The 25,021-nt window shown below is 66.4% G+C and carries 13 protein-coding genes, 1 tRNA gene and 3 rRNA genes; 15 read left to right on the top strand and 2 right to left on the bottom strand.

Annotated features, from left to right (window positions below; all coding sequences use genetic code 11):
• Positions 1–305 precede the first annotated feature (305 nt).
• The 4 genes from LWJ43_RS08055 to LWJ43_RS08040 all read left to right on the top strand — a co-directional run bounded on the left by LWJ43_RS08055 (position 306) and on the right by LWJ43_RS08040 (position 5,765).
• Positions 306–1,831, top strand: a 16S ribosomal RNA gene (locus LWJ43_RS08055).
• A 300-nt stretch (positions 1,832–2,131) separates the two neighbouring features.
• A 23S ribosomal RNA gene (locus LWJ43_RS08050) occupies positions 2,132–5,256 on the top strand.
• Between the two features lie 79 nt (positions 5,257–5,335).
• Positions 5,336–5,452 (top strand): 5S ribosomal RNA (gene rrf / locus LWJ43_RS08045).
• The 16S, 23S and 5S rRNA genes sit together here with 1 tRNA gene alongside, the layout of an rRNA operon.
• A 240-nt stretch (positions 5,453–5,692) precedes the next feature.
• Positions 5,693–5,765: transfer RNA gene (locus tag LWJ43_RS08040), tRNA-Thr, on the top strand.
• Here the strand turns inward: LWJ43_RS08040 and LWJ43_RS08035 are convergent.
• Positions 5,765–6,292 (bottom strand): hypothetical protein, encoded by a 528-nt coding sequence (locus LWJ43_RS08035; protein WP_277331610.1) that lies wholly within the window; start codon positions 6,290–6,292, stop codon positions 5,765–5,767. The genes LWJ43_RS08040 and LWJ43_RS08035 overlap by 1 nt on opposite strands.
• A gap of 71 nt (positions 6,293–6,363) precedes the next feature.
• Between LWJ43_RS08035 and LWJ43_RS08030 the strand changes: the two genes are divergently transcribed.
• The gene (locus tag LWJ43_RS08030; protein ID WP_277331609.1) at positions 6,364–6,897 is read left to right on the top strand and encodes a DinB family protein; all 534 of its coding nucleotides are present in this window, start codon (positions 6,364–6,366) and stop codon (positions 6,895–6,897) included.
• 115 nt (positions 6,898–7,012) lie between these two features.
• Here the strand turns inward: LWJ43_RS08030 and LWJ43_RS08025 are convergent, their stop codons facing one another.
• Complete coding sequence (locus LWJ43_RS08025) at positions 7,013–9,640, bottom strand: SpoIIE family protein phosphatase (protein ID WP_277331608.1); 2,628 nt, start codon at positions 9,638–9,640, stop codon at positions 7,013–7,015.
• Between the two features lie 401 nt (positions 9,641–10,041).
• On the opposite strand from LWJ43_RS08025, the gene LWJ43_RS08020 reads away from it, so the two are divergent.
• The 10 genes from LWJ43_RS08020 (at position 10,042) to LWJ43_RS07975 (ending at position 24,705) form a co-directional block, all read left to right on the top strand.
• The gene (locus LWJ43_RS08020; RefSeq protein ID WP_277331607.1) at positions 10,042–15,477 is read left to right on the top strand and encodes a HAMP domain-containing protein; all 5,436 of its coding nucleotides are present in this window, start codon (positions 10,042–10,044) and stop codon (positions 15,475–15,477) included.
• 244 nt (positions 15,478–15,721) lie between these two features.
• Positions 15,722–16,402 carry a response regulator gene (locus LWJ43_RS08015; RefSeq protein WP_277331606.1) on the top strand — a complete coding sequence of 227 codons (681 nt, stop codon included), beginning with the start codon at positions 15,722–15,724 and terminating at the stop codon, positions 16,400–16,402.
• 110 nt (positions 16,403–16,512) lie between these two features.
• The gene (locus LWJ43_RS08010) at positions 16,513–19,287 is read left to right on the top strand and encodes a DNA translocase FtsK (RefSeq protein WP_277331605.1); all 2,775 of its coding nucleotides are present in this window, start codon (positions 16,513–16,515) and stop codon (positions 19,285–19,287) included.
• Positions 19,288–19,501: 214 nt separating this feature from the next.
• Positions 19,502–20,302 carry a helix-turn-helix domain-containing protein gene (locus LWJ43_RS08005; RefSeq protein ID WP_277331604.1) on the top strand — a complete coding sequence of 267 codons (801 nt, stop codon included), beginning with the start codon at positions 19,502–19,504 and terminating at the stop codon, positions 20,300–20,302.
• Positions 20,303–20,469: 167 nt separating this feature from the next.
• Positions 20,470–21,948 carry a 30S ribosomal protein S12 methylthiotransferase RimO gene (gene rimO / locus LWJ43_RS08000; protein WP_277331603.1) on the top strand — a complete coding sequence of 493 codons (1,479 nt, stop codon included), beginning with the start codon at positions 20,470–20,472 and terminating at the stop codon, positions 21,946–21,948.
• The gene (gene pgsA, locus LWJ43_RS07995; RefSeq protein ID WP_277331602.1) at positions 21,945–22,799 is read left to right on the top strand and encodes a CDP-diacylglycerol--glycerol-3-phosphate 3-phosphatidyltransferase; all 855 of its coding nucleotides are present in this window, start codon (positions 21,945–21,947) and stop codon (positions 22,797–22,799) included. Before rimO ends, pgsA begins: the two co-directional genes overlap by 4 nt.
• The gene (locus LWJ43_RS07990) at positions 22,796–23,308 is read left to right on the top strand and encodes a CinA family protein (RefSeq protein ID WP_277331601.1); all 513 of its coding nucleotides are present in this window, start codon (positions 22,796–22,798) and stop codon (positions 23,306–23,308) included. Before pgsA ends, LWJ43_RS07990 begins: the two co-directional genes overlap by 4 nt.
• A gap of 109 nt (positions 23,309–23,417) precedes the next feature.
• Complete coding sequence (locus LWJ43_RS07985; protein ID WP_014153702.1) at positions 23,418–23,801, top strand: helix-turn-helix domain-containing protein; 384 nt, start codon at positions 23,418–23,420, stop codon at positions 23,799–23,801.
• Positions 23,802–24,015: 214 nt separating this feature from the next.
• Complete coding sequence (locus tag LWJ43_RS07980) at positions 24,016–24,486, top strand: Dps family protein (protein WP_277331600.1); 471 nt, start codon at positions 24,016–24,018, stop codon at positions 24,484–24,486.
• 27 nt (positions 24,487–24,513) lie between these two features.
• Positions 24,514–24,705, top strand: a complete 192-nt coding sequence (locus LWJ43_RS07975) for a CsbD family protein (protein WP_277331599.1) — start codon at positions 24,514–24,516, stop codon at positions 24,703–24,705.
• Positions 24,706–25,021: the final 316 nt, after the last annotated feature.

The following is a 25,021-nucleotide window of genomic DNA, read 5'->3' as shown; positions in this document are numbered from 1 at the left end:
GGGAATCGGACACGAAAGAGTCTGATAGAGTCGGAAACGCAAGAACGAAGGGAAGCGCCCGGAGGGCCCCGGTGAAACGGGACCGAAGGAAGCGTCCGTTCCTTGAGAACTCAACAGCGTGCCAAAAGTCAACGCCAGATATGTTGATACCCCGGCCTGCATCACGCAGGTTGGTGGTTCCTTTGAAAAGTCCTGCACGATCTTCGGGTCGGGTAGGCAACAACAGCGAGGACGCTGTGAACAACCGGTCATATTCCGACCTGGTTGTTCCGCTCTCGTGTTGTGATCCCGATTACGGGAAAACATTCACGGAGAGTTTGATCCTGGCTCAGGACGAACGCTGGCGGCGTGCTTAACACATGCAAGTCGAACGATGAAGCCCTTCGGGGTGGATTAGTGGCGAACGGGTGAGTAACACGTGGGCAATCTGCCCTTCACTCTGGGACAAGCCCTGGAAACGGGGTCTAATACCGGATAACACTCTGTCCCTCATGGGGCGGGGTTAAAAGCTCCGGCGGTGAAGGATGAGCCCGCGGCCTATCAGCTTGTTGGTGGGGTAATGGCCTACCAAGGCGACGACGGGTAGCCGGCCTGAGAGGGCGACCGGCCACACTGGGACTGAGACACGGCCCAGACTCCTACGGGAGGCAGCAGTGGGGAATATTGCACAATGGGCGAAAGCCTGATGCAGCGACGCCGCGTGAGGGATGACGGCCTTCGGGTTGTAAACCTCTTTCAGCAGGGAAGAAGCGCAAGTGACGGTACCTGCAGAAGAAGCACCGGCTAACTACGTGCCAGCAGCCGCGGTAATACGTAGGGTGCGAGCGTTGTCCGGAATTATTGGGCGTAAAGAGCTCGTAGGCGGCTTGTCACGTCGGATGTGAAAGCTCGGGGCTTAACCCCGAGTCTGCATTCGATACGGGCTAGCTAGAGTGTGGTAGGGGAGATCGGAATTCCTGGTGTAGCGGTGAAATGCGCAGATATCAGGAGGAACACCGGTGGCGAAGGCGGATCTCTGGGCCATTACTGACGCTGAGGAGCGAAAGCGTGGGGAGCGAACAGGATTAGATACCCTGGTAGTCCACGCCGTAAACGTTGGGAACTAGGTGTTGGCGACATTCCACGTCGTCGGTGCCGCAGCTAACGCATTAAGTTCCCCGCCTGGGGAGTACGGCCGCAAGGCTAAAACTCAAAGGAATTGACGGGGGCCCGCACAAGCAGCGGAGCATGTGGCTTAATTCGACGCAACGCGAAGAACCTTACCAAGGCTTGACATATACCGGAAAGCATCAGAGATGGTGCCCCCCTTGTGGTCGGTATACAGGTGGTGCATGGCTGTCGTCAGCTCGTGTCGTGAGATGTTGGGTTAAGTCCCGCAACGAGCGCAACCCTTGTTCTGTGTTGCCAGCATGCCCTTCGGGGTGATGGGGACTCACAGGAGACTGCCGGGGTCAACTCGGAGGAAGGTGGGGACGACGTCAAGTCATCATGCCCCTTATGTCTTGGGCTGCACACGTGCTACAATGGCCGGTACAATGAGCTGCGATGCCGCGAGGCGGAGCGAATCTCAAAAAGCCGGTCTCAGTTCGGATTGGGGTCTGCAACTCGACCCCATGAAGTCGGAGTTGCTAGTAATCGCAGATCAGCATTGCTGCGGTGAATACGTTCCCGGGCCTTGTACACACCGCCCGTCACGTCACGAAAGTCGGTAACACCCGAAGCCGGTGGCCCAACCCCTTGTGGGAGGGAGCTGTCGAAGGTGGGACTGGCGATTGGGACGAAGTCGTAACAAGGTAGCCGTACCGGAAGGTGCGGCTGGATCACCTCCTTTCTAAGGAGCATCTAGATTCTCTTCGGGGAGTCCAGAGGCCATTTCGTCGGCAAATGTTCGACGGTGGTTGCTCAAGGGTGGAACGTTGACTATTCGGCACGACAGGTAACTCATTGCTAGTACTGCTTCGGCGTGGAACGTGGTGAGGGATCGGTCGGGTCGGGCACGCTGTTGGGTATCTGAAGGTACGGCCGGTTATGGTCGCCTTCGGTTGCCGGCCCCAGTGCACTCACCTGTAAGGGTGGGGTGATGGGTGGCTGGTCGTTGTTTGAGAACTGCACAGTGGACGCGAGCATCTGTGGCCAAGTTTTTAAGGGCGCACGGTGGATGCCTTGGCACCAGGAACCGATGAAGGACGTGGGAGGCCACGATAGTCCCCGGGGAGCTGTCAACCAAGCTTTGATCCGGGGGTTTCCGAATGGGGAAACCCGGCAGCCGTCATGGGCTGTCACCCGCTGCTGAACACATAGGCAGTGTGGAGGGAACGAGGGGAAGTGAAACATCTCAGTACCCTCAGGAAGAGAAAACAACCGTGATTCCGGGAGTAGTGGCGAGCGAAACTGGATCAGGCCAAACCGTATGCGTGTGATACCCGGCAGGGGTTGCGCATGCGGGGTTGTGGGATCTCTTTTTCACAGTCTGCCGACTGTGAGGCGAGTCAGAAACCGTTGATGTAGGCGAAGGACATGCGAAAGGTCCGGCGTAGAGGGTAAGACCCCCGTAGCTGAAACATCAACGGCTCGTTTGAGAGACACCCAAGTAGCACGGGGCCCGAGAAATCCCGTGTGAATCTGGCGGGACCACCCGCTAAGCCTAAATATTCCCTGGTGACCGATAGCGGATAGTACCGTGAGGGAATGGTGAAAAGTACCGCGGGAGCGGAGTGAAATAGTACCTGAAACCGTGTGCCTACAAGCCGTGGGAGCGTCGCTGTTGTTCTTCGGAGCAACAGTCGTGACTGCGTGCCTTTTGAAGAATGAGCCTGCGAGTTAGCGGTGTGTAGCGAGGTTAACCCGTGTGGGGAAGCCGTAGCGAAAGCGAGTCCGAATAGGGCGATTGAGTTGCACGCTCTAGACCCGAAGCGGAGTGATCTAGCCATGGGCAGGTTGAAGCGGAGGTAAGACTTCGTGGAGGACCGAACCCACCAGGGTTGAAAACCTGGGGGATGACCTGTGGTTAGGGGTGAAAGGCCAATCAAACTCCGTGATAGCTGGTTCTCCCCGAAATGCATTTAGGTGCAGCGTCGTGTGTTTCTTGCCGGAGGTAGAGCACTGGATAGGCGATGGGCCCTACCGGGTTACTGACCTTAGCCAAACTCCGAATGCCGGTAAGTGAGAGCGCGGCAGTGAGACTGTGGGGGATAAGCTCCATGGTCGAGAGGGAAACAGCCCAGAGCATCGACTAAGGCCCCTAAGCGTACGCTAAGTGGGAAAGGATGTGGAGTCGCAGAGACAACCAGGAGGTTGGCTTAGAAGCAGCCACCCTTGAAAGAGTGCGTAATAGCTCACTGGTCAAGTGATTCCGCGCCGACAATGTAGCGGGGCTCAAGCGTACCGCCGAAGTCGTGTCATTCACACATATAGGGCCAACGCCTGTGTGGATGGGTAGGGGAGCGTCGTGTGCCGGGTGAAGCAGCCGCGGAAGCGAGTTGTGGACGGTTCACGAGTGAGAATGCAGGCATGAGTAGCGATACACACGTGAGAAACGTGTGCGCCGATTGACTAAGGGTTCCTGGGTCAAGCTGATCTGCCCAGGGTAAGTCGGGACCTAAGGCGAGGCCGACAGGCGTAGTCGATGGACAACCGGTTGATATTCCGGTACCCGCTTTGAAACGCCCAATACTGAATCAGGCGATGCTAAGTCCGTGAAGCCGGCCCGATCTCTTCGGAGTTGAGGGTAGTGGTGGAGCCGACGAACCAGACTTGTACTAGGTAAGCGATGGGGTGACGCAGGAAGGTAGTCCAGCCCGGGCGGTGGTTGTCCCGGGGTAAGGGTGTAGGCCGTGTGGTAGGCAAATCCGTCACACATTAAGGCTGAGACCTGATGCCGAGCCGATTGTGGTGAAGTGGATGATCCTATGCTGTCGAGAAAAGCCTCTAGCGAGTTTCATGGCGGCCCGTACCCTAAACCGACTCAGGTAGTCAGGTAGAGAATACCGAGGCGTTCGGGTGAACTATGGTTAAGGAACTCGGCAAAATGCCCCCGTAACTTCGGGAGAAGGGGGGCCATCACTGGTGAGGGAACTTGCTTCCTGAGCTGGGGGTGGCCGCAGAGACCAGCGAGAAGCGACTGTTTACTAAAAACACAGGTCCGTGCGAAGCCGTAAGGCGATGTATACGGACTGACGCCTGCCCGGTGCTGGAACGTTAAGGGGACCGGTTAGCTGACTTTCGGGTCGGCGAAGCTGAGAACTTAAGCGCCAGTAAACGGCGGTGGTAACTATAACCATCCTAAGGTAGCGAAATTCCTTGTCGGGTAAGTTCCGACCTGCACGAATGGCGTAACGACTTCTCGACTGTCTCAACCATAGGCCCGGTGAAATTGCACTACGAGTAAAGATGCTCGTTTCGCGCAGCAGGACGGAAAGACCCCGGGACCTTTACTATAGTTTGATATTGGTGTTCGGTTCGGCTTGTGTAGGATAGGTGGGAGACTTTGAAGCAGCCACGCCAGTGGTTGTGGAGTCGCCGTTGAAATACCACTCTGGTCGTGCTGGATGTCTAACCTGGGTCCGTGATCCGGATCAGGGACAGTGTCTGATGGGTAGTTTAACTGGGGCGGTTGCCTCCTAAAGAGTAACGGAGGCGCCCAAAGGTTCCCTCAGCCTGGTTGGCAATCAGGTGTTGAGTGTAAGTGCACAAGGGAGCTTGACTGTGAGACCGACGGGTCGAGCAGGGACGAAAGTCGGGACTAGTGATCCGGCAGTGGCTTGTGGAAGCGCTGTCGCTCAACGGATAAAAGGTACCCCGGGGATAACAGGCTGATCTTCCCCAAGAGTCCATATCGACGGGATGGTTTGGCACCTCGATGTCGGCTCGTCGCATCCTGGGGCTGGAGTCGGTCCCAAGGGTTGGGCTGTTCGCCCATTAAAGCGGTACGCGAGCTGGGTTTAGAACGTCGTGAGACAGTTCGGTCCCTATCCGCTGTGCGCGTAGGAATATTGAGAAGGGCTGTCCCTAGTACGAGAGGACCGGGACGGACGAACCTCTGGTGTGCCAGTTGTCCTGCCAAGGGCATGGCTGGTTGGCTACGTTCGGAAAGGATAACCGCTGAAAGCATCTAAGCGGGAAGCCTGCTTCGAGATGAGTATTCCCACCACCTTGAGTGGTTAAGGCTCCCAGTAGACGACTGGGTTGATAGGCCAGATGTGGAAGCCCGGTAACGGGTGGAGCTGACTGGTACTAATAGGCCGAGGGCTTGTCCTCAGTTGCTCGCGTCCACTGTGTTAGTTCTGAAATAACGAACGGCCGTGTTTTTGCCCGGTGTTGGTTAATTTCATAGTGTTTCGGTGGTCATTGCGTTAGGGAAACGCCCGGTTACATTCCGAACCCGGAAGCTAAGCCTTTCAGCGCCGATGGTACTGCAGGGGGGACCCTGTGGGAGAGTAGGACGCCGCCGAACAATTATTCCGGGAAAGCCCCGTGCCCTTGTGGCACGGGGCTTTTCTGCGTTCCGGATCAGTAGGGTGCGGCCAGGGCCCGTCCCCGGACAGCCGGCCTCGGCCGCCGCTGACTCCTGCCGGGCCTGCCCGTGTGCCGCCTGCAACAGCCCTTGCGGCGCAAGCGGCAGATGGCCCGTCAGGATGGTTTTGAGCACCCCCTCGTCCGGGGTATGCTTTATCTCGTTGCCGCAGGGTGACAGGCCCCAATAGCTCAGTCGGTAGAGCGTCTCCATGGTAAGGAGAAGGTCTGCGGTTCGATTCCGCATTGGGGCTCAGAAGAGAAGGCCTCCGCCCGTGGCGGGGGCCTTCTTCTGTTGTGTCCCGTCTTCCCGGTGTTCGACGGGCGGGAAAGCCTCCATGCCGTCCGTGGTGGTGCCGTCCGGTCTCCGGCCGAAGGAGGCCAGCAGGACTCCCGGAAGGTCCGCCTCGGGGACCCTGGCCCGGACCTCCTCCAGAACGGCGGGAAACTTCTCGTCACTTATGACGCCCAAGTACTCCTGTCGCAACCCGTGGATCGTCTCCACGAGTTCCGGACGCATTCCCATCCAGCCGCGGGACGTGCGGATCTCAGCCTCGACCTGGTTCATGAACCAGTGGATCACCGTGTAGGGGATGTCCAGGTGATCCCCGTGGACGTCGAAGCACACCGTCGGCTCCCGCGTCGGATCCTCATCGGGGACGATGGCGGTGACCACCGTCCGCCGCACGGCGACGAGATCCAGTTCCAGGTACCAGGCGTCGTCGGGCACGGAGTACATCGTGGTGAGCGCATAGTCGCCGTCGGGCGAAGGGATGGCCATGGCGACATGCTGCCAGGCGATTCCCGCCCCAGCTGCTTGAGCCCGCACGGAACGGCAGGCAATGTGGGCGCATGACTTGGAGAGCGCCGGCCTCCGGACGAACTGTGGACCTCGCCGGCCTGGGTGCCGCGTCCGAGCGGCAGATGCTGGACGGCTGGCTGCGTTGGCACCGGGAGGTGCTGCTGGCGAAGTGCGCCGGGCTCGAGCCGGCGCAGTTGGCCAGGACAACCGTGGAACCGTCCGACCTGAGCCTGCTCGGACTGGTCCGTCACATGACGGAGATCGAGCGCTGGTGGTTCCGGAGAAGCTTCGCGGGCGAGACCCTCGGCGACGTCTTCACGGGCCCGGAGGACGGGAACGAGGGGCTGGACGGAGTCGAGGCGGAGGACGCTCCTGAGGTCTTCGAACGCTTTCGTGCGGAGCTCGTCCTCTGTGACGCGGCAGCCGCCGGACACGGCCTCGACGAGACGTTCCTGACCGCACGTGGCGTCCTGCTGAGCCTGCGCTGGGTCTACGTCGCGATGATTCAGGAATACGCCCGGCACAACGGCCACGCGGACCTCCTGCGGGAGCGGACCGACGGGGCGACGGGCGACTCCGGATGAACCAGCAGCGACGACCACCGCACGCGGAGGGCGGCGGGAGCTTCAGGAGAGCCCACCGCCGCATTCCACGTCCCTGCCGGTGCGGAGCCCCCCGGAAGGGGCCCGGCGCGGCGGCTTAGAAGTTCTGCGGCTCCGGGACACGCATGGCCAGGATGGCCATGTCGTCGGACGCGGGCTCCGCCGCGAAGCGCTCGACGGCCCTCAGGATCCGTCCCGCCACCGCGCCGGCCGTCAGGCCCGTGCACATGGCCAGCACATCGGCGAGGCCGTCGTCGCCCAGCATGCGGGCACCCTCACGGCGTTCGGTGACTCCGTCCGTCACGCACAGGAGCACGTCGCCCGGCTGCAGGGTGACCTCCTGCTCGTACAGCTCGAGGTCCTCGATGACGCCCAGCAGCGGCTGCGGTTCCGCCGCCGGCTCGACGGAGCCGTCCTGGCGCAGACGCAGGGGAAGCGGGTGGCCGGCGCAGACCACCTTCAGAAGGGCGCTTCCGTCCTCCTGGGGCCACAACTCCCCGTAGAGCAGGGTGAGGAAGCGGCTGCGCGCCCCCTCGTCCAGGATGGCGGCGTTGAGCCGCTCGAGCACCGCGGGCCCGCCGAACCCCTCACGGGCCAGGAGCCTCAGGGCGTGGCGGGCCAGGCCCGTGACGGCTGCCGCCTCCGGACCCGTACCGCAGACGTCCCCGATGGCGAAACCGTAGGCACCGTCCCGGATGGGGAACACGTCGTAGAAGTCGCCGCCGACCTCGTTGCCCTCGCCCGCGGCCCGGTAGATGACCTCGATCTCGACGTTGGGCACATCAGGAAGGCCGGGCGGCAGCAGGCTGCGCTGGAGCGACTGGCTGATGGCCATGCGCTCCGAGTAGAGGCGGGCGTTGTCGAGAGCCAGAGCGGCCCTCCGGGACAGGTCCTCGGCCAGCTCCAGGATCTCCTGGCGGAAGTGCTCGTCGGACGGCTTGCCGAGCGTGAGCATCCCGATCACGCGGTTCCTCGCCACCAGGGGCAGGACCACGGTCTCACCTCCCACGGCGACCGCCGTGGCGAGAATCGTGCGAGCGGCCGTCCCCATGCTCAGCGGTGCGTCCGTGCTCAAGGTGCGCTTGGACGTCCGCAGGGCTGCCTCGTGACCGGCTTCGGTGGGCACGGGCCAGAGGCGGGCGCCAGGAGCCGGTACGGGGTCCGGCGGGTCGATGGAGGAGAGCAGGGCCTTCAGGCCGTCGATGCGCTCCTCGTCCTCGTGCAGCACGTAGGAGAGATACGGCTCCGACGACTGGTCCGCGATGGTGTAGACGGCGCACCAGGTGGCCAGCGTGGGTACGGTCATCTGTGCCATCAGGGCCAGTGTCTGGTCCCTGTCCAGCGTTCCGGCCAGCAGGTCGGAGGCCTCCACGAGGAAGGACAGCGAGCCACGCCGCAGGCGTTCGAGCTCGCCGAGCCGGGCCGACTCGACGGCCAGCGCGATCCGGTCCGCGGCGAACTGCAGGCGTAGCGCCTGCTCGTTCGAGTACCGTCCGGCCGCTTCGGCCGCGACCCCCAGGGAACCGGTGAGACGGCCCTCGACCTTCAGGGGCACCGTGACGACCGAGCGCATCCCGGTGTCGCTGAGCAGTGGTACGGCGCCCGGCACGACGGTGAGGTCGTCGTGGACGGCGGGCATGCGCGCGGAGCCGTAGCGGCCCGTGCCGGCCTCGACGGGTACCCGGGCGAAGCGCTGCCGGGCCGAGGGGAGGCCGGTGGTCGCGCGGACCTCGAGCTCGGTCTCGTCGTCGGTGGCCAGGAGCAGGAACGCGGCGTCGGCATCGAGCATGTCGCGTGCCCGCTCGACCGTGCGCTGCAGCAGTCCGTCGAGGTCGTCCGGGGCGGGGGAGCCGATGAAGATCTCGAAGGGGTCCGTGCTGCGGTTTTCGGCCGAAGCGTCGGAGACGGGGGCGCGTACCGGGGTCTGGAGCACGGCGCGTTCGTAGTCGCGCACGAGGAGGCAGACGGTGGACGGCTCGCCGTCGGCGTCGCGGACCCTGAGGTGCGAGGCGTACACCGGGATGACACGGCCGTCGGCCCCGCGGATGCCGTAGCTGCCCTCCCAGCGGGAGAGCTGCAGTGCGTCGGCGATGCCGGTGGAGGTGCCCGGGGTGTGCGGCCAGGCGACGAAGTCCGTGAACTGCTTGCCGTCGACCTTCTCGGCCGCGTGACCGAAGAGGAACGAGGCGTCGTCGTTCCACGCGGCGACGCAGCCGGCGCCGTCGATCTGGACGACGGCCACCCGTACGCGCTGCTCCGCCACCGGCAGCAGCGCCGTGGGCAGGACCGGGCTCGCCGAGCGGATGCCCACAGGCCGTTCGGGAAGGTCTAGCTGGAACCAGACGTGCTTGTGGGTCGGCGTGTACTCGACGCCCCAGCGGGAGGCGAGGGCCGCGCAGAGCAGCAGGCCGCGCCCGCCTTCCCGGTCCGGGCTGCCGAAGTCGAGGCCCGAACTCTGGAGCGGGACCTCCCGCTCCGGATAGTGGTCGGAGACCTCGACGCGTACGCCGTCCTCGGTGCGCAGACAGAGCACATCGGCGGCGGTGCCGGCGTGCACGACCGCGTTGGTCACGAGTTCACTGGTAAGAACGACGGCGTCGTCAACGACGTCCGTGTAACCCCACCCCTGAAGGGTGTCCCGGACGAACGCGCGGGCGGTCGCCACCGAGCGTCCGACCGGATCGAAGGTGGCAGCCGCGCGCGCGGTGATCACAGCACTCCCCATTTGGTGTCTCGTCGCTTCCCCGAGTCCTGTGCCCGTATGTCGCCGCTTCGATTCGCCTGCCAGGCTAGACGTTCGCCCGGCGTCCCGGGTACACGAGGGCAGACTTGGGTACTCAGGCCACCCGTGGTCGTGCGCCGGGCGCACAACTTCGGGGCTCCCGGTGAGGGAAATGGGACGACCAGGCGACTTTCCTCGCCCTCCCGTTCCGGCCTGGTACGTTTCAACGATTTGACGACCGCATAGTCACCCGTCGACGGTGTGCTGTGGCGGTGAGCCAAAGTGGAAGTGGGCAAGCTTCCGACAACGGCCCGAGCGATACGGTCAACCCCTGCGGGAGGGACACGGTGGAGTCTGGCGTGGCGGCGCGGGGTTCAGGAACGCGCACAAAAGGCGGGCAGTCCGTGAAAAAGCAGCGCAATGGAACCGTCGATGTGGACGCGGCAGCTCTCAACAGACTGCTCGCGGCCCTCGTGGCGATGCGTGACGGCAACTTCCGCAGGCGGCTCACCGTCTCCGGCGACGGCGTGCTCCCGGAGATCGCCGCTGTCTTCAACGAGGTGGCCGACCGCAATCTGCACCTGACGGGTGAGCTCGCGCGTGTGCGCCGGGTGGTCGGGCGCGAGGGGAAACTCACCGAGCGCCTGGAGACGGGCGCCTGCGAGGGCTCCTGGGCCGCCGCGATCGATGCCTCCAACGAGCTCGTCGACGACCTGGCGCGCCCCGTGTCCGAAGTCGGACGTGTGCTCTCCGCTGTCGCCGACGGTGACCTCGAGCAGCGGATGGAACTGCGTACGCACGCCGCGGACGAGACGGTGCGCCCGCTGCGCGGGGAGTTCCTGAAGGTCGCCCGCACGGTCAACAACCTGGTCGACCAGCTGTCCGCGTTCACCGAGCAGGTGACGCGGGTCGCGGTCGAGGTGGGCACCGAGGGCAAGCTCGGCGGTCAGGCCCAGGTCCGCGGTATGTCCGGGTCCTGGAAGGACCTCACGGACTCCGTGAACACCATGGCCTACCGGCTCACGGCCCAGGTGCGCGACATCGCCCTGGTGACGACCGCCGTGGCCAAGGGGGACCTGTCACGGAAGGTCACCGTCCATGTGGCCGGTGAGATGCTCCAGCTGAAGAACACCGTCAACACGATGGTGGACCAGCTGTCCTCGTTCTCCTCCGAGGTGACCCGGGTCGCCCGTGAGGTGGGTACCGAGGGTGAGCTCGGCGGGCAGGCGACGGTCCCGGGGGTCGCCGGGGTCTGGAAGGACCTCACCGACTCCGTCAACACGATGGCCGGGAACCTCACCTCCCAGGTACGTGGCATCGCCGAGGTGACGACGGCCGTCGCGAACGGTGACCTGTCGCAGAAGGTCACGGTGAGCGCCCGCGGCGAGGTCGCGCAGCTCGCCGAGACGATCAACCAGATGACCGAGACCCTGCGTACCTTCGCGGACGAGGTGACGCGCGTCGCGAGTGAGGTCGGTGGCGAGGGTCTCCTCGGTGGCCAGGCCCAGGTGCCGGGCGCCGCGGGCACCTGGAAGGACCTCACCGACTCGGTCAACACGGTCTTCCGGAACCTGACGACGCAGGTGCGTGACATCGCCCAGGTGACCACCGCGGTGGCCAGCGGCGACATGACGCAGAAGGTCACCGTCGACGTGGCCGGCGAGATGCTGGAGCTGAAGAACACCGTCAACACGATGGTCGACCAGCTCCAGGCCTTCGGCTCGGAGGTGACCAGGGTCGCCCGGGAGGTCGGCGTCGAGGGCCGCCTCGGCGGTCAGGCGGAGGTCCCCGGAGCGGCCGGGACCTGGAAGGACCTCACCGACTCGGTGAACACCGCCTTCCGGAACCTCACGGGTCAGGTGCGCGACATCGCCCAGGTGACCACCGCCGTCGCCAACGGTGACCTCTCGCAGAAGGTCACCGTCGACGTGGCCGGCGAGATGCTGGAGCTGAAGAACACCGTCAACACGATGGTGGCGCAGCTGTCCAACTTCGCCGACCAGGTGACGCGGATGGCCCGGGACGTGGGTACGGAGGGCCGCCTGGGCGGTCAGGCGCGCGTCGACGGTGTCTCCGGTACCTGGAAGGAGCTCACCGACTCCGTCAACTTCATGGCCGGCAACCTGACCTCCCAGGTGCGTCAGATCGCCCAGGTCACCACGGCGGTGGCGCGGGGTGACCTGTCGCAGAAGATCGACGTGGACGCCCGGGGCGAGATCCTGGAGCTGAAGAACACCATCAACACGATGGTCGACCAGCTCTCCGCCTTCGCCGACCAGGTGACGCGGGTGGCCCGCGAGGTGGGTACGGACGGGCGCCTCGGCGGCCAGGCCCAGGTGCCCGGCGTGGCAGGTGTGTGGCGCGACCTGACCGACTCGGTGAACGGCATGGCGGGGAACCTCACCGCTCAGGTGCGGAACATCGCGCAGGTCGCGACGGCGGTGGCGCGGGGTGACCTGTCGCAGAAGATCGACGTGGACGCCCGGGGCGAGATCCTGGAGCTCAAGAACACCCTCAACACCATGGTCGACCAGCTCTCCAACTTCGCGGAGCAGGTGACGCGGGTCGCCCGTGAGGTGGGCACGGAGGGCATCCTCGGCGGCCAGGCGGAGGTGCAGGGCGTCTCCGGCACGTGGAAGGACCTCACCCAGTCCGTCAACGGCATGGCGAACAACCTGACTCTTCAGGTGCGCAACATCGCCGAGGTGACCACGGCGGTCGCGAAGGGTGACCTCTCCAAGAAGATCACCGTCGACGCCAAGGGCGAGATCCTCGAACTCGTCACGACCGTCAACACGATGGTCGACCAGCTGATGAACTTCGGTGACGAGGTGACCCGGGTCGCCCGTGAGGTGGGTACCGAGGGCATCCTCGGGGGCCAGGCCCGGGTGCGGGGTGCCACGGGCATCTGGAAGGACCTCAGCGAGAACGTCAACCTGATGGCCAACAACCTGACCAGCCAGGTGCGCAACATCTCCCGGGTCTCGTCGGCCGTCGCCAACGGCGACCTGACGAAGAAGGTGACGGTCGAGGCGCGCGGCGAGGTCGCCGAACTCGCCGACACCGTCAACACGATGGTGACGACGCTGTCCTCCTTCGCGGACGAGGTCACCAGGGTGGCGCGCGAGGTGGGCACCGAGGGCGAACTGGGCGGCCAGGCGCGCGTACCGGGTGTCTCGGGCACCTGGAAGGACCTCACCGAGTCGGTGAACTCGATGGCGTCGAACCTGACCGGTCAGGTGCGCCAGATCGCCACGGTCACCACGGCCATCGCCAAGGGCGATCTCACCAAGAAGATCGACATCGATGCGCGCGGTGAGATCCAGGAGCTGAAGAACACCATCAACACGATGGTCGACCAGCTCTCGTCCTTCGCCGAGCAGGTGACCCGGGTCGCCCGTGAAGTGGGTACCGAGGGGCAGCTGGGCGGACAGGCCCGGGTCCGGGACGTCGACGGAACCTGGCGCGACCTCACCGAGTCGGTGAACGAGATGGCCGGGAACCTGACGCGTCAGGTGCGCGCCATCGCGGCCGTCGCCACCGCGGTGACCCGTGGCGACCTCAACCTCAAGATCGACGTAGATGCCGCCGGCGAGATCCAGGTCCTGCAGGACAACATCAATACGATGATCGCCAATCTGCGCGACACCACGCTGGCCAACAAGGAGCAGGACTGGCTCAAGGGCAACCTCGCCAGGATCTCCGGCCTGATGCAGGGCCGCCGCGATCTGGACGACGTCGCTTCGCTGATCATGAGCGAGCTGACGCCGGTCGTCTCCGCGCAGCACGGCGCGTTCTTCCTCGCCATGACCACGGGTGACGGGGACGAGGTCGGGGAGGGCGGCAAGGACAGCTCGTACGAGCTGCGCATGCGCGGCAGTTACGGGTACTCGGCGGGCTCCATGCCGACCTCGTTCCGTCCGGGCGAGACCCTCATCGGCACGGCGGCCGAGGAGAAGCGGACGATCCAGGTGGACAACGTGCCGCCGGGGTACCTGAAGATCTCCTCCGGGCTCGGCGAGGCGCCGCCCGCGCACGTGATCGTGCTGCCGGTGCTCTTCGAGGGCCAGGTGCTCGGTGTCATCGAACTGGCGTCGTTCCAGCCGTTCACGCACATCCAGCGGGACTTCCTCAACCAGCTGGCCGAGATGATCGCCACGAGTGTCAACACGATCAGCGTCAACACGAAGACCGAGAAGCTCCTCGAGCAGTCACAGGAGCTCACCGAGCAGCTGCGCGACCGTTCGCAGGAGCTCGAGAACCGGCAGAAGGCCCTGCAGGCCTCCAACGCCGAGCTCGAGGAGAAGGCCGAGTTGCTGGCACAGCAGAACCGCGACATCGAGGTGAAGAACACCGAGATCGAGGAGGCGCGGCAGGTACTGGAGGAGCGCGCCGAGCAACTCGCCGTCTCGATGCGCTACAAGTCCGAGTTCCTCGCGAACATGTCGCACGAGCTGCGTACGCCGCTCAACTCGCTGCTCATCCTGGCCAAGCTGCTCGCGGACAACGCCGAGGGCAATCTCTCGCCGAAGCAGGTGGAGTTCGCCGAGACGATCCACGGGGCGGGCTCCGACCTGCTCCAGCTGATCAACGACATCCTCGACCTGTCCAAGGTCGAGGCGGGCAAGATGGACGTCAGTCCGACGCGGATCGCCCTGGTCCAGCTGGTCGACTACGTGGAGGCGACCTTCCGGCCGCTCACCGCGGAGAAGGGGCTCGACTTCTCCGTACGGGTGTCCCCGGAGCTTCCCGCCACGCTGCACACGGACGAGCAGAGGCTGCTACAGGTCCTGCGCAACCTCCTGTCCAACGCGGTCAAGTTCACCGACAGCGGCGCCGTGGAACTGGTCATCAGGCCGGCGGGCGCCGATGTGCCGAACGCCATCAGGGAGCACCTGCTGGAGGCCGGCTCGCTGCGTGACGCGGACGGCGATCTGATCGCCTTCTCGGTCACCGACACCGGGATCGGCATCGCGTCCAGCAAGATGCTGGTGATCTTCGAGGCGTTCAAGCAGGCGGACGGTACGACCAGCCGCAAGTACGGGGGGACGGGCCTGGGCCTCTCCATCAGCCGGGAGATCGCCCGTCTGCTGGGGGGCGAGATCCACGCGGCGAGCGAGCCGGGGCGTGGTTCGACCTTCACGCTGTATCTGCCGCTGCACCCGAGCGAGCTGCCTCCGCAAGGCTATCCGCAGCTGGGTGCCGGTCCGGTCGAGGCCCAGGCGGGCCCGGCAGAGGGTGGTGCCCTGCGCCTCGAGGCGTCGCGGTCCGCCGGGACCGAGCAGCCGCTCGGGGATCCCGCCAACTCGGCCGGGGTGTTCCGGCGCCGCCGCAAGGCCCTGGGCGGAGCGGCGCAGCGGCCCGCCCTGGCGAACGGCAACTCCCGCGAGGAGGCCGCCGCGACCCCGGAGGAGTGGGTGCAGAGCGCGCAGGAGCAGCCGGAGGACCGCCGGACGTTCCGCTTCCACGGGGAGAAGGTGCTGATCGTCGACGACGACATCCGCAACGTCTTCGCCCTCACCAGCGTGCTGGAGCAGCACGGGCTGGCGGTGCTGTACGCGGAGAACGGGCGGGAGGGCATCGAAGTCCTGGAGCAGCACGATGATGTGACGATCGTTCTGATGGACATCATGATGCCCGAGATGGACGGCTATGCGACGACGACGGCGATCCGCAGGATGCCGCAGTTCGCGGGGCTGCCGATCGTCGCCCTGACCGCCAAGGCCATGAAGGGTGATCGCGAGAAGGCGATCGACTGCGGGGCCTCCGACTACGTGACGAAGCCGGTCGATTCCGATCATCTGCTGTCGGTGATGGAGAATTGGATGCGCGGAGAGTGACCGGGCGGGCGGCGGCTCGCCGGATTCCGCCGGCCGGCTGTGCCCGGGCGGGTGTGAGTGGGCGGATTCCGGGGAACCTTCTGGTCTTCGACCGCGTTTTCGCTGTGTGCACAGTGACATCGCGGTGACAGGGTGTGGTGACGGGCGGGGTGCGGCTACCATGACCGGCACAAGGACGGACGGCGTAAGGGAGTCGTCCCCTGGGGCGGCACCCGGTGCGATTCCGGGACGAGGAGGGCGGGCCATGGTGCAGAAGGCCAAGATCCTCCTGGTCGATGACCGGCCGGAGAATCTGCTGGCGCTGGAGGCCATCCTCTCTGCGCTCGATCAGACACTGGTCCGGGCATCGTCAGGGGAGGAGGCGCTCAAGGCGCTGCTCACGGACGATTTCGCGGTCATCCTGCTGGATGTGCAGATGCCCGGTATGGATGGATTCGAGACGGCTGCGCACATCAAGCGGCGGGAGCGGACCCGGGACATCCCGATCATCTTCCTGACCGCGATCAACCACGGCCCGCACCACACCTTCCGTGGTTACGCGGCGGGCGCGGTCGACTACATCTCGAAGCCGTTCGACCCCTGGGTGCTGCGCGCCAAGGTCTCGGTCTTCGTCGAGCTGTACATGAAGAACTGCCAGCTGCGGGAGCAGGCGGCGCTGCTGAGGCTCCAGATCGAGGGCGGCCCCCACCAGGGCCCCGACGAGAAGGAGCCGGCCGGTCTGCTCGCCGAGCTCTCGGCGCGGCTCGCCGCCGTCGAGGAGCAGGCGGAGGCCCTCTCCAAGCAGTTGGACGACGAGTCCGCGGACGCGGCCGCCGTGGCCACCGCAGCGCATCTCGAGCGCAAGCTCACCGGGCTGCGGCGCGCCCTCGACGCACTGGAGCCGGGCGCGGGCGGTTCCGCGGCCACGCTTCCCTCGCAGAGCTGACCCGCCGCGGCTGAAGGGCCGTCAGTTCCGCGTCCGTACAAGGGCGACACGGACGGGTGAAGCCGTGGGCACACGTGTCCACCGGCGTAAGCACCGGTAACCTCAGTCACATGGCCTCACGTACGTCCGGCAAGGGTTCCCTGGGCACGGCGGGCACCGCGAAGGGTGCCGGCCGTACGCAGGGACCGGCAAAGAAAGCCGCACCCGCCAAGAAGGCTGCGGCGAAGAAGACAGTGCCCGTCAAGAAGGCACCCGCCAGGAAGGCGGCGGCGAAGAAGCCGGCGCCGAAGCCCGCGCCGTCCCCCACGGGGGGCGTGTACAGACTCGTGCGTGCGCTGTGGCTGGGCACCGCGCACGGAGTCGGGGCGGTGTTCCGCTCCATAGGGCGCGGTGCGAAGGGACTTGACCCGGCCCACCGCAAGGACGGACTCGCCCTGCTGCTCCTCGGCCTCGCGCTGGTCGTGGCGGCGGGCACGTGGTCCCATCTGAAGGGCCCCGTGGGCGATCTCGTCGAGATGCTCGTGACCGGGGCGTTCGGCCGGCTCGACCTGCTGGTGCCGATACTGCTGGGCGCGGTGGCCGTGCGGCTGATCCTGTACCCGGAGAAGCCCGAGGCCAACGGCCGTATCGTCATCGGGCTGTCCGCGCTCGTCATCGGGGTCCTCGGCCAGGTCCACATCGCCTGCGGGTCGCCCGGCCGTGAGGACGGCACCGGCGCCATGCAGGACGCGGGCGGGCTCATCGGCTGGGGAGCCTCGCAGCCCCTCGTCTTCATGATGGGCGAGGTACTCGCCGTACCGCTGCTCCTGCTGCTGACCGTGTTCGGACTCCTCGTCGTCACCGCGACCCCGGTCAACGCCATCCCCCGGAGGCTGCGGCAACTGGGCGTCAGGCTCGGCATCGCCGACCCGGTGTACCCGCCGGGCGAGGAGGACGGGAGTGATGACGAGCGGTACGAGGACCAGTGGCGCGAAGCGCTGCCCGAGCGCTCGCGGCGGTCCTCGGCGCGCCGCTCTGAGGCGGACGGCGTCTACGATCCGGATCACTCCGAGGGAGAAGCGCCGGCCAAGCGCCGGCGCCCCCGCAAGCCGTCCGCACAGCCCGCGATGAACCGCTCCATGGACGCCGTCGACGTCGCGGCGGCCGCCGCTGCCGCACTCGACGGGGCGGTGCTCAACGGGATGCCCCCGTCGCCGGTCGTGGCCGATCTGACCCAGGGCGTGTCCACGGACCGGGAGCGGACCGGGACCCCGGTCCCCGGCGCGCGGTCGGCCGAGAAGGCGACGTCCGGTGGCGGGGGAGCGGAGAAGGGCAGCTCGCCCTCCGGCGGCGTCCCCGATCTGACGAAGCCGGCACCCGAGCGGTCCGGGTCGCTGCCCGCCCGCGCCGAGCAGCTCCAGCTCTCCGGCGACATCACCTACTCGCTCCCCTCGCTGGACCTGCTGGAGCGGGGTGGTCCCGGTAAGACGCGCAGCGCCGCCAACGACGCGGTCGTCGCCTCGCTGACCACCGTCTTCACGGAGTTCAAGGTCGACGCGTCCGTCACCGGCTTCACCCGCGGCCCGACGGTCACCCGGTACGAGGTGGAACTCGGCCCCGCAGTCAAGGTCGAGCGGATCACCGCCCTCACCAAGAACATCGCGTACGCGGTCGCCAGTCCGGACGTCCGGATCATCTCCCCGATCCCGGGCAAGTCCGCCGTCGGTATCGAAATCCCCAACTCAGACCGGGAGATGGTCAACCTCGGCGACGTCCTGCGCCTGGCCGACGCGGCCGAGGACGACCACCCGATGCTCGTCGCGCTCGGCAAGAACGTCGAGGGCGGCTACGAGATGGCCAACCTGGCGAACATGCCGCACGTCCTGGTCGCGGGTGCGACCGGTTCCGGTAAGTCCTCCTGCATCAACTGCCTGATCACCTCCGTCATGGTGCGGGCGACACCGGAGGACGTACGGATGGTGCTCGTCGACCCGAAGCGGGTCGAGCTCACCGCCTACGAGGGCATCCCGCACCTCATCACTCCCATCATCACCAACCCGAAGAAGGCCGCCGAGGCACTCCAGTGGGTCGTGCGGGAGATGGACCTGCGCTACGACGACCTCGCGGCCTACGGCTTCCGGCACATCGACGACTTCAACCACGCGGTGCGCAGCGGCAAGGCGAAGGCTCCCGAGGGGAGCGAGCGGGAGCTCTCGCCCTACCCGTACCTCCTGGTCATCGTCGACGAGCTGGCGGACCTCATGATGGTGGCCCCGCGTGACGTCGAGGACTCCATCGTCCGGATCACCCAGCTGGCGCGCGCCGCCGGCATCCACCTGGTGCTCGCCACTCAGCGCCCCTCGGTCGACGTCGTCACGGGCCTGATCAAGGCCAATGTGCCGTCCCGCCTCGCCTTCGCCACCTCGTCGCTCGCCGACAGCCGGGTCATCCTCGACCAGCCCGGAGCCGAAAAGCTCATCGGAAAGGGTGACGGTCTGTTCCTGCCGATGGGGGCGAACAAGCCGACCCGTATGCAGGGGGCCTTCGTCACCGAGGACGAGGTCGCGGCCGTCGTCCAGCACTGCAAGGATCAGATGGCGCCGGTCTTCCGCGAGGACGTGGTGGTCGGCACCAAGCAGAAGAAGGAGATCGACGAGGACATCGGCGACGACCTCGACCTGCTCTGCCAGGCGGCCGAACTGGTCGTGTCCACCCAGTTCGGCTCGACATCGATGCTGCAGCGCAAGCTGCGGGTCGGCTTCGCCAAGGCCGGTCGGCTGATGGATCTCATGGAGTCACGCAACATCGTGGGTCCCAGCGAGGGTTCCAAAGCCCGCGATGTCATGGTGAAACCGGACGAGCTCGACGGAGTATTGGCCGTCATCCGCGGGGAAACCGCTCCGTAGGAGTTTTGTGGGCAACCGTTTCGCCCGGCCGTACGTCAAGTTGAAAGAAGGAGCAGCGGCATGATCCGTCCGGTGCTCCGTCCACCGTCCTGCCCGAGGGGTTGCCCGGCGAACCCGATGGCGTACAAAGTCGTCGCTCCCGGTTGCCCCACCCTTTCGTACCACCCCTAGACTGAACGTCCAGCAGGTGGCTCACGCTCGAAAGGCGCCCCCCGTGTCCATCGGCAACTCCCCCGAAGACGACCGGCCTTCGATCGGTCGCGCGCTTCAGCAGGCCCGCATCGCCGCGGGTCTGACGGTCGAGGAAGTCAGCAGCTCCACCCGGGTGCGCATCCCCATCGTGCACGCGATCGAGGAGGACGACTTCTCCCGCAGCGGCGGTGACGTGTACGCCCGCGGCCATATCCGCATGTTCGCCCGCGCCGTCCGGCTCGACCCCGATCCGCTGATCGCGGAGTTCGACGCCGAGCACGGCGGCCGTCCCGCTCCCACACCGGCGGCACCGCTGTTCGAGGCGGAGCGGATCCGCTCCGAACCCCGTCGGCCCAACTGGACCGCGGCCATGGTCGCCGCGATCGTCGCGGTGGTGGGATTCGTCGGCTTCACGCTCTTCAACGGTGAGGACGAGGGGTCGGGCTCGGCGCAGGTCGCCGAAGGCTCGACTCCGGACAGGACCACGACCAAGCCCGCCACGACCAAGCCCGCCGACCCCAAGCCCGCTCCCTCCGAGAGCGTCATCGCCGCGGCTCCGCGGGACAAGGTGACGGTCCGGCTGAGCGCCACCGAGGGCAAGAGCTGGATTTCCGCCAAGGACCACAACGGGCGGCTGCTCTTCGACGGTCTGCTGAACCAGGGCGACTCCAAGACCTTCCAGGACAAGGAGCGGGTCGACCTCGTCCTCGGGGACGCCGGGGTGATCGATCTCTTCGTGAACGGCAAGAAGGTCGACGACGAGTTCGAATCCGGTCAGGTCGAACGGCTCTCCTACACCAAGGGTGACCCCGAGGTCGGCTGACCTCTCCACCCGTGTCTCCCCGACGGTGTGTGGCCGGCAGAAGTGCCGGGCACACACCGTTGTCGTTGTACGGCCGATTCCCCCGCTTCACCAGCTGTTCGGTCACTCCCCGTAGCGATGAACCCTGCTCTGCAGGGCGGGTGCCGGGACAAAGTAGTCTTGAGCCCATGCCCGAACGCCGTACCGTCGCCCTTGTCACTCTTGGCTGCGCCCGTAACGAGGTGGACTCGGAGGAGCTCGCAGGCCGCTTGGCAGCGGACGGCTGGGAGCTCGTCGAGAACGCCACGGACGCGGATGTCGCAGTAGTCAACACCTGTGGGTTCGTCGAGGCCGCCAAGAAGGACTCGGTCGACGCCCTGCTCGAAGCCAACGATCTGAAGGATCACGGCAGAACCCAGGCCGTCGTCGCCGTCGGCTGCATGGCCGAGCGCTACGGCAAGGATCTCGCCGAGGCGCTGCCGGAAGCCGACGGAGTCCTCGGCTTCGACGACTACGCAGACATCTCCGACCGCCTGCAGACCATCCTCAACGGTGGCATCCACGCCTCCCACACCCCGCGCGACCGTCGCAAGCTGCTGCCGATCAGCCCGGCCGAGCGCCAGGACGCCACCGTCGCGCTGCCGGGGCACGCCCAGGAGATCACGCCGGCCCCCGCGGACCTTCCCGAAGGAGTCGCACCGGTCTCCGGGCCGCGGGCGCCGCTGCGCCGCAGGCTGGGAACCAGCCCGGTCGCCTCGGTGAAGCTCGCCTCGGGCTGCGACCGCCGCTGCTCCTTCTGCGCCATCCCCTCCTTCCGGGGTTCCTTCGTCTCGCGTCGCCCCTCGGACGTCCTGGGAGAGACGCGCTGGCTCGCCGAGCAGGGCGTCAAGGAGGTCATGCTCGTCTCCGAGAACAACACGTCGTACGGCAAGGACCTCGGGGACATCAGGCTCCTGGAGACCCTGCTGCCCGAGCTCGCGGACGTCGACGGGATCGAGCGCATCCGCGTCAGCTACCTCCAGCCCGCCGAGATGCGGCCCGGTCTGATCGACGTGCTCACCTCGACGCCCAAGGTCGCCCCCTACTTCGACCTCTCCTTCCAGCACTCCGCTCCCAAGGTGCTGCGGTCGATGCGCCGGTTCGGCGACACGGACCGCTTCCTGGAGCTCCTGGACACCATTCGGTCGAAGGCGCCGCAGGCCGGTGCGCGGTCGAACTTCATCGTGGGATTCCCCGGTGAGACGGAAGCCGACGTGGCCGAGCTGGAACGCTTCCTCACCGGCGCGCGCCTGGACGCCATCGGCGTCTTCGGCTACTCCGACGAGGACGGCACCGAGGCGGTCGGTTACGAGAACAAGCTGGACGCCGACGTCATCGCCGAGCGCCTCGCGCACATCTCGCAGCTGGCCGAGGAACTGACCTCGCAGCGCGCCGAGGAGCGGGTCGGAGAGACCCTCCAGGTCCTCGTCGAGTCCATCGAGGACGAGGAGGACGGACCCGTGGCCGTGGGCCGAGCCGCCCATCAGGCTCCCGAAACGGACGGCCAGGTCGTCTTCACCACACGCGAAGGTCTCGTGCCGGGCCTTATGGTCGAAGCGAAGGCAGTGGGCACCGAGGGAGTGGACCTCGTGGCCGAACACCACGAGCTTGCGGAGGCAGCCAGATGACGGGAGCCCCGGCATCCGCGGCGAGCGGCTCCGGCGCGACGCCGGCGCCCCGCGGCGGCAAGCTGGGCGCGGCGGCCGTCAACCAGGCCGGCCTGTGGAACATCGCGAACATCCTTACGATGCTGCGACTGCTGCTCGTCCCGGGCTTCGTGATGCTGCTCCTGCACGACGGCGGCTACGACCCGGTCTGGCGGTCGTTCGCATGGGCGGCCTTCGCCGTCGCGATGATCACCGACGTCTTCGACGGCCACCTGGCGCGTACGTACGACCTGGTCACCGATTTCGGGAAGATCGCGGACCCGATAGCGGACAAGGCGATCATGGGTGCTGCCCTGATCTGTCTCTCGTCGCTGGGGGATCTGCCGTGGTGGATCACCGGAGTGATCCTCTTCCGTGAGCTCGGGATCACGCTCATGCGCTTCTGGGTCATCCGGCACTCCGTGATCCCGGCCAGCCGGGGCGGCAAGGTGAAGACACTGGCCCAGGGCATCGCCGTGGGCATGTACGTCCTGGCGCTGACGGGCCCGCTGGCCACCCTGCGCTTCTGGGTGATGATGGCCGCGGTCGTTTTGACGGTCGTCACCGGTCTCGACTACGTGCGCCAGGCCGTCGTCCTGCGCCGCCGTGGGCTCGCGGCGGAGCGGGCTGCGGCCGTGGAGGCCGTCGCGGTGGCCGCGGACGTGGAGGGCGCCGCCGGCGGGCAGTGCGCCACGGACGCGGTGCACGGAGCGGGCGAGGGCGTCGTGGAGCCGGTCGTGGAGCCGGCGGTCGACCCTCTCGGAGGACCTGTCGGGGAACCGGTGGGGGAGCGCGTGGCAGGTGGCCGGGGCGCCACGGAGGCGGAGCGGTGACGTCCGCGGCGGCCCGGGTGCTGCGGCAGCTTCAGGAGCGTGGTGAGACGCTCGCGGTCGCCGAGTCCCTCACCGGCGGCCTGGTGGCCGCCGCGCTCACCGATGTGCCGGGTGCCTCGCAGTGCTTCCGCGGGTCCGTCACCGCCTATGCCACGCCCCTTAAGCGGGACGTGCTGGGCGTCGACGGCGCGCTTCTGACCGAGCGCGGAGCGGTGGACCCCACGGTCGCCCAGGCGATGGCCGTCGGCGTACGCCGGGTCCTCGACGCGGACTGGGGAGTTTCCACCACCGGTGTCGCGGGCCCCGAACCCCAGGACGGCAAGGCCGTCGGCACGGTCTTCATAGCGGTTTCGGGGCCCGGTGGCGTACAGAAAACCGCCGAGCTGAGGTTGAACGGCGGGCGGGCGGACATCCGTAAGGAAAGCGTACGGAGCCTGCTCGCGCTGCTCTCCGGCGAACTCGGCGAAAATGCGAGGGCACAGGATACGGAACAGAACGGGGGGAATTGATGTTTGCAGCCCTGAGTGAACACGACATCGCTCCCCGCACGGCCGCAGCGCAAGGCGGTACGGTGGGGCGTGAAGGATGCGGCTACGCGGTCCGAGGAGGGAGCCACCGATGATTCTGCTCCGTCGCCTGCTTGGTGACGTGCTGCGTCGGCAGCGCCAGCGCCAAGGCCGTACTCTGCGCGAAGTCTCCTCGTCCGCCCGAGTCTCGCTCGGCTATCTCTCCGAGGTGGAGCGGGGGCAGAAGGAGGCATCCTCCGAACTGCTCTCCGCCATTTGCGACGCGCTGGACGTACGGATGTCCGAGCTCATGCGTGAAGTGAGCGATGAACTGTCCCTGGCCGAGCTGGCCGAGTCGGCAGCAGCCAGTGATGCGGTGCCTGTACCGGTACGCCCGATGCTGAATTCCGTCTCCGTTGCGTCGGTCGCCGGCGTACCGACGGGACGGGTGACCATCAAGGCGCCCGCGGAAGCGGTGGATGTCGTCGCCGCCTGACCGCACGGTTCGTGGTGAACGAAAGCCCCGGCCGGCCCCTCGTGGGCCGGCCGGGGCTTTCGTGTGCCGGGTGTGTGTCCGCCGATTCGCGGGGCAGGCGCGTGATGAGACCGGAGGGCAGCTCTCCGGGACGGCCACTCGTATGACCGTTTTGCCTCATGTGTGACATTGTGGACGAATGGTCAGTCGAACAGTCATCTGAACGGAGAAGTGCATGTCTGTCGTGAAGAGCGCCCTGTCCGATGGCGACCGCAAGGTGGTGGGAGACGCGCTGCAAGGCGCGCTGGTCGACCTGGTCGATCTCTCGCTGGTGGCCAAGCAGGTCCACTGGAACGTGGTCGGCCCGCGCTTCCGATCCGTGCACCTTCAGCTGGACGAGGTCGTCGACACGGCGCGTCAGCACTCGGACACCGTTGCCGAGAGGGCCTCCGCGGTCGGCGTCAATCCGGACGGCCGGTCCCGCACGCTCGCGAAGACCACGGCCATCGATTCCGTGCCTGACGGCTGGATCAAGGACGCCGACGCGGTACGTGTGCTCGTCGACGCCCTCCGTGTGGTCATCGACCGCATGCGGGAGCGGATCGAGGCGACCGACGAGCCGGATCCCGTCAGCCAGGACATCCTGATCACGCTCACCGCGGATCTCGAGAAGCACGCATGGATGTTCCAGGCTGAGAGCGCCTGAACCCGAATTCCAGAGGAAGGAATCGCTGTGACGGACAAGAAAGCCATGGACAAGCTCAAGGGCAAGGCCAAGGAGGCGACCGGGAAGGTCACGGGCGACCGCCGCAAGGAGGCCGAGGGTAAGACCGACCAGGCCAAGACCGGGGCCGAGGGCGCTCTGGGCGCCGCCGGTGACCGTGCCAAGGGCGTGAAGGACTCCCTCACCGACGACGACAGGTGACAGCAACCCCACCCGGTGCGCTCGGTGTGCCCCCGCGGATCTCGATCGCGGGGGCACCGGCATGTCCGGGGCCGGACGGGTCCGCGCTCCAGGGGTGCCCGGAGCCGGTCAGATCTGCGGACGGGGCCGGCGTGCGGGGCCGGCGGTCGCGGGATGCAGTCGGCGCCGCCCCGGGGGAAACTGCGGGAGAGGGCCGTTGCTCTCCTCTTGTCGCACACAGCATTCCGAGGAAAGGGCGCATTGCCGTTCAGCTCGCGCCGGTGGTGCACCGATGCGCCCTCCCGGCAGGAGATCGTGCCGTACTAGCGTCGGCCGG

This window comes from Streptomyces sp. JH34, from assembly GCF_029428875.1.
In the GTDB taxonomy this organism is placed as follows: domain Bacteria; phylum Actinomycetota; class Actinomycetes; order Streptomycetales; family Streptomycetaceae; genus Streptomyces.
This window is presented reverse-complemented; position numbering and strand designations above follow the sequence as displayed.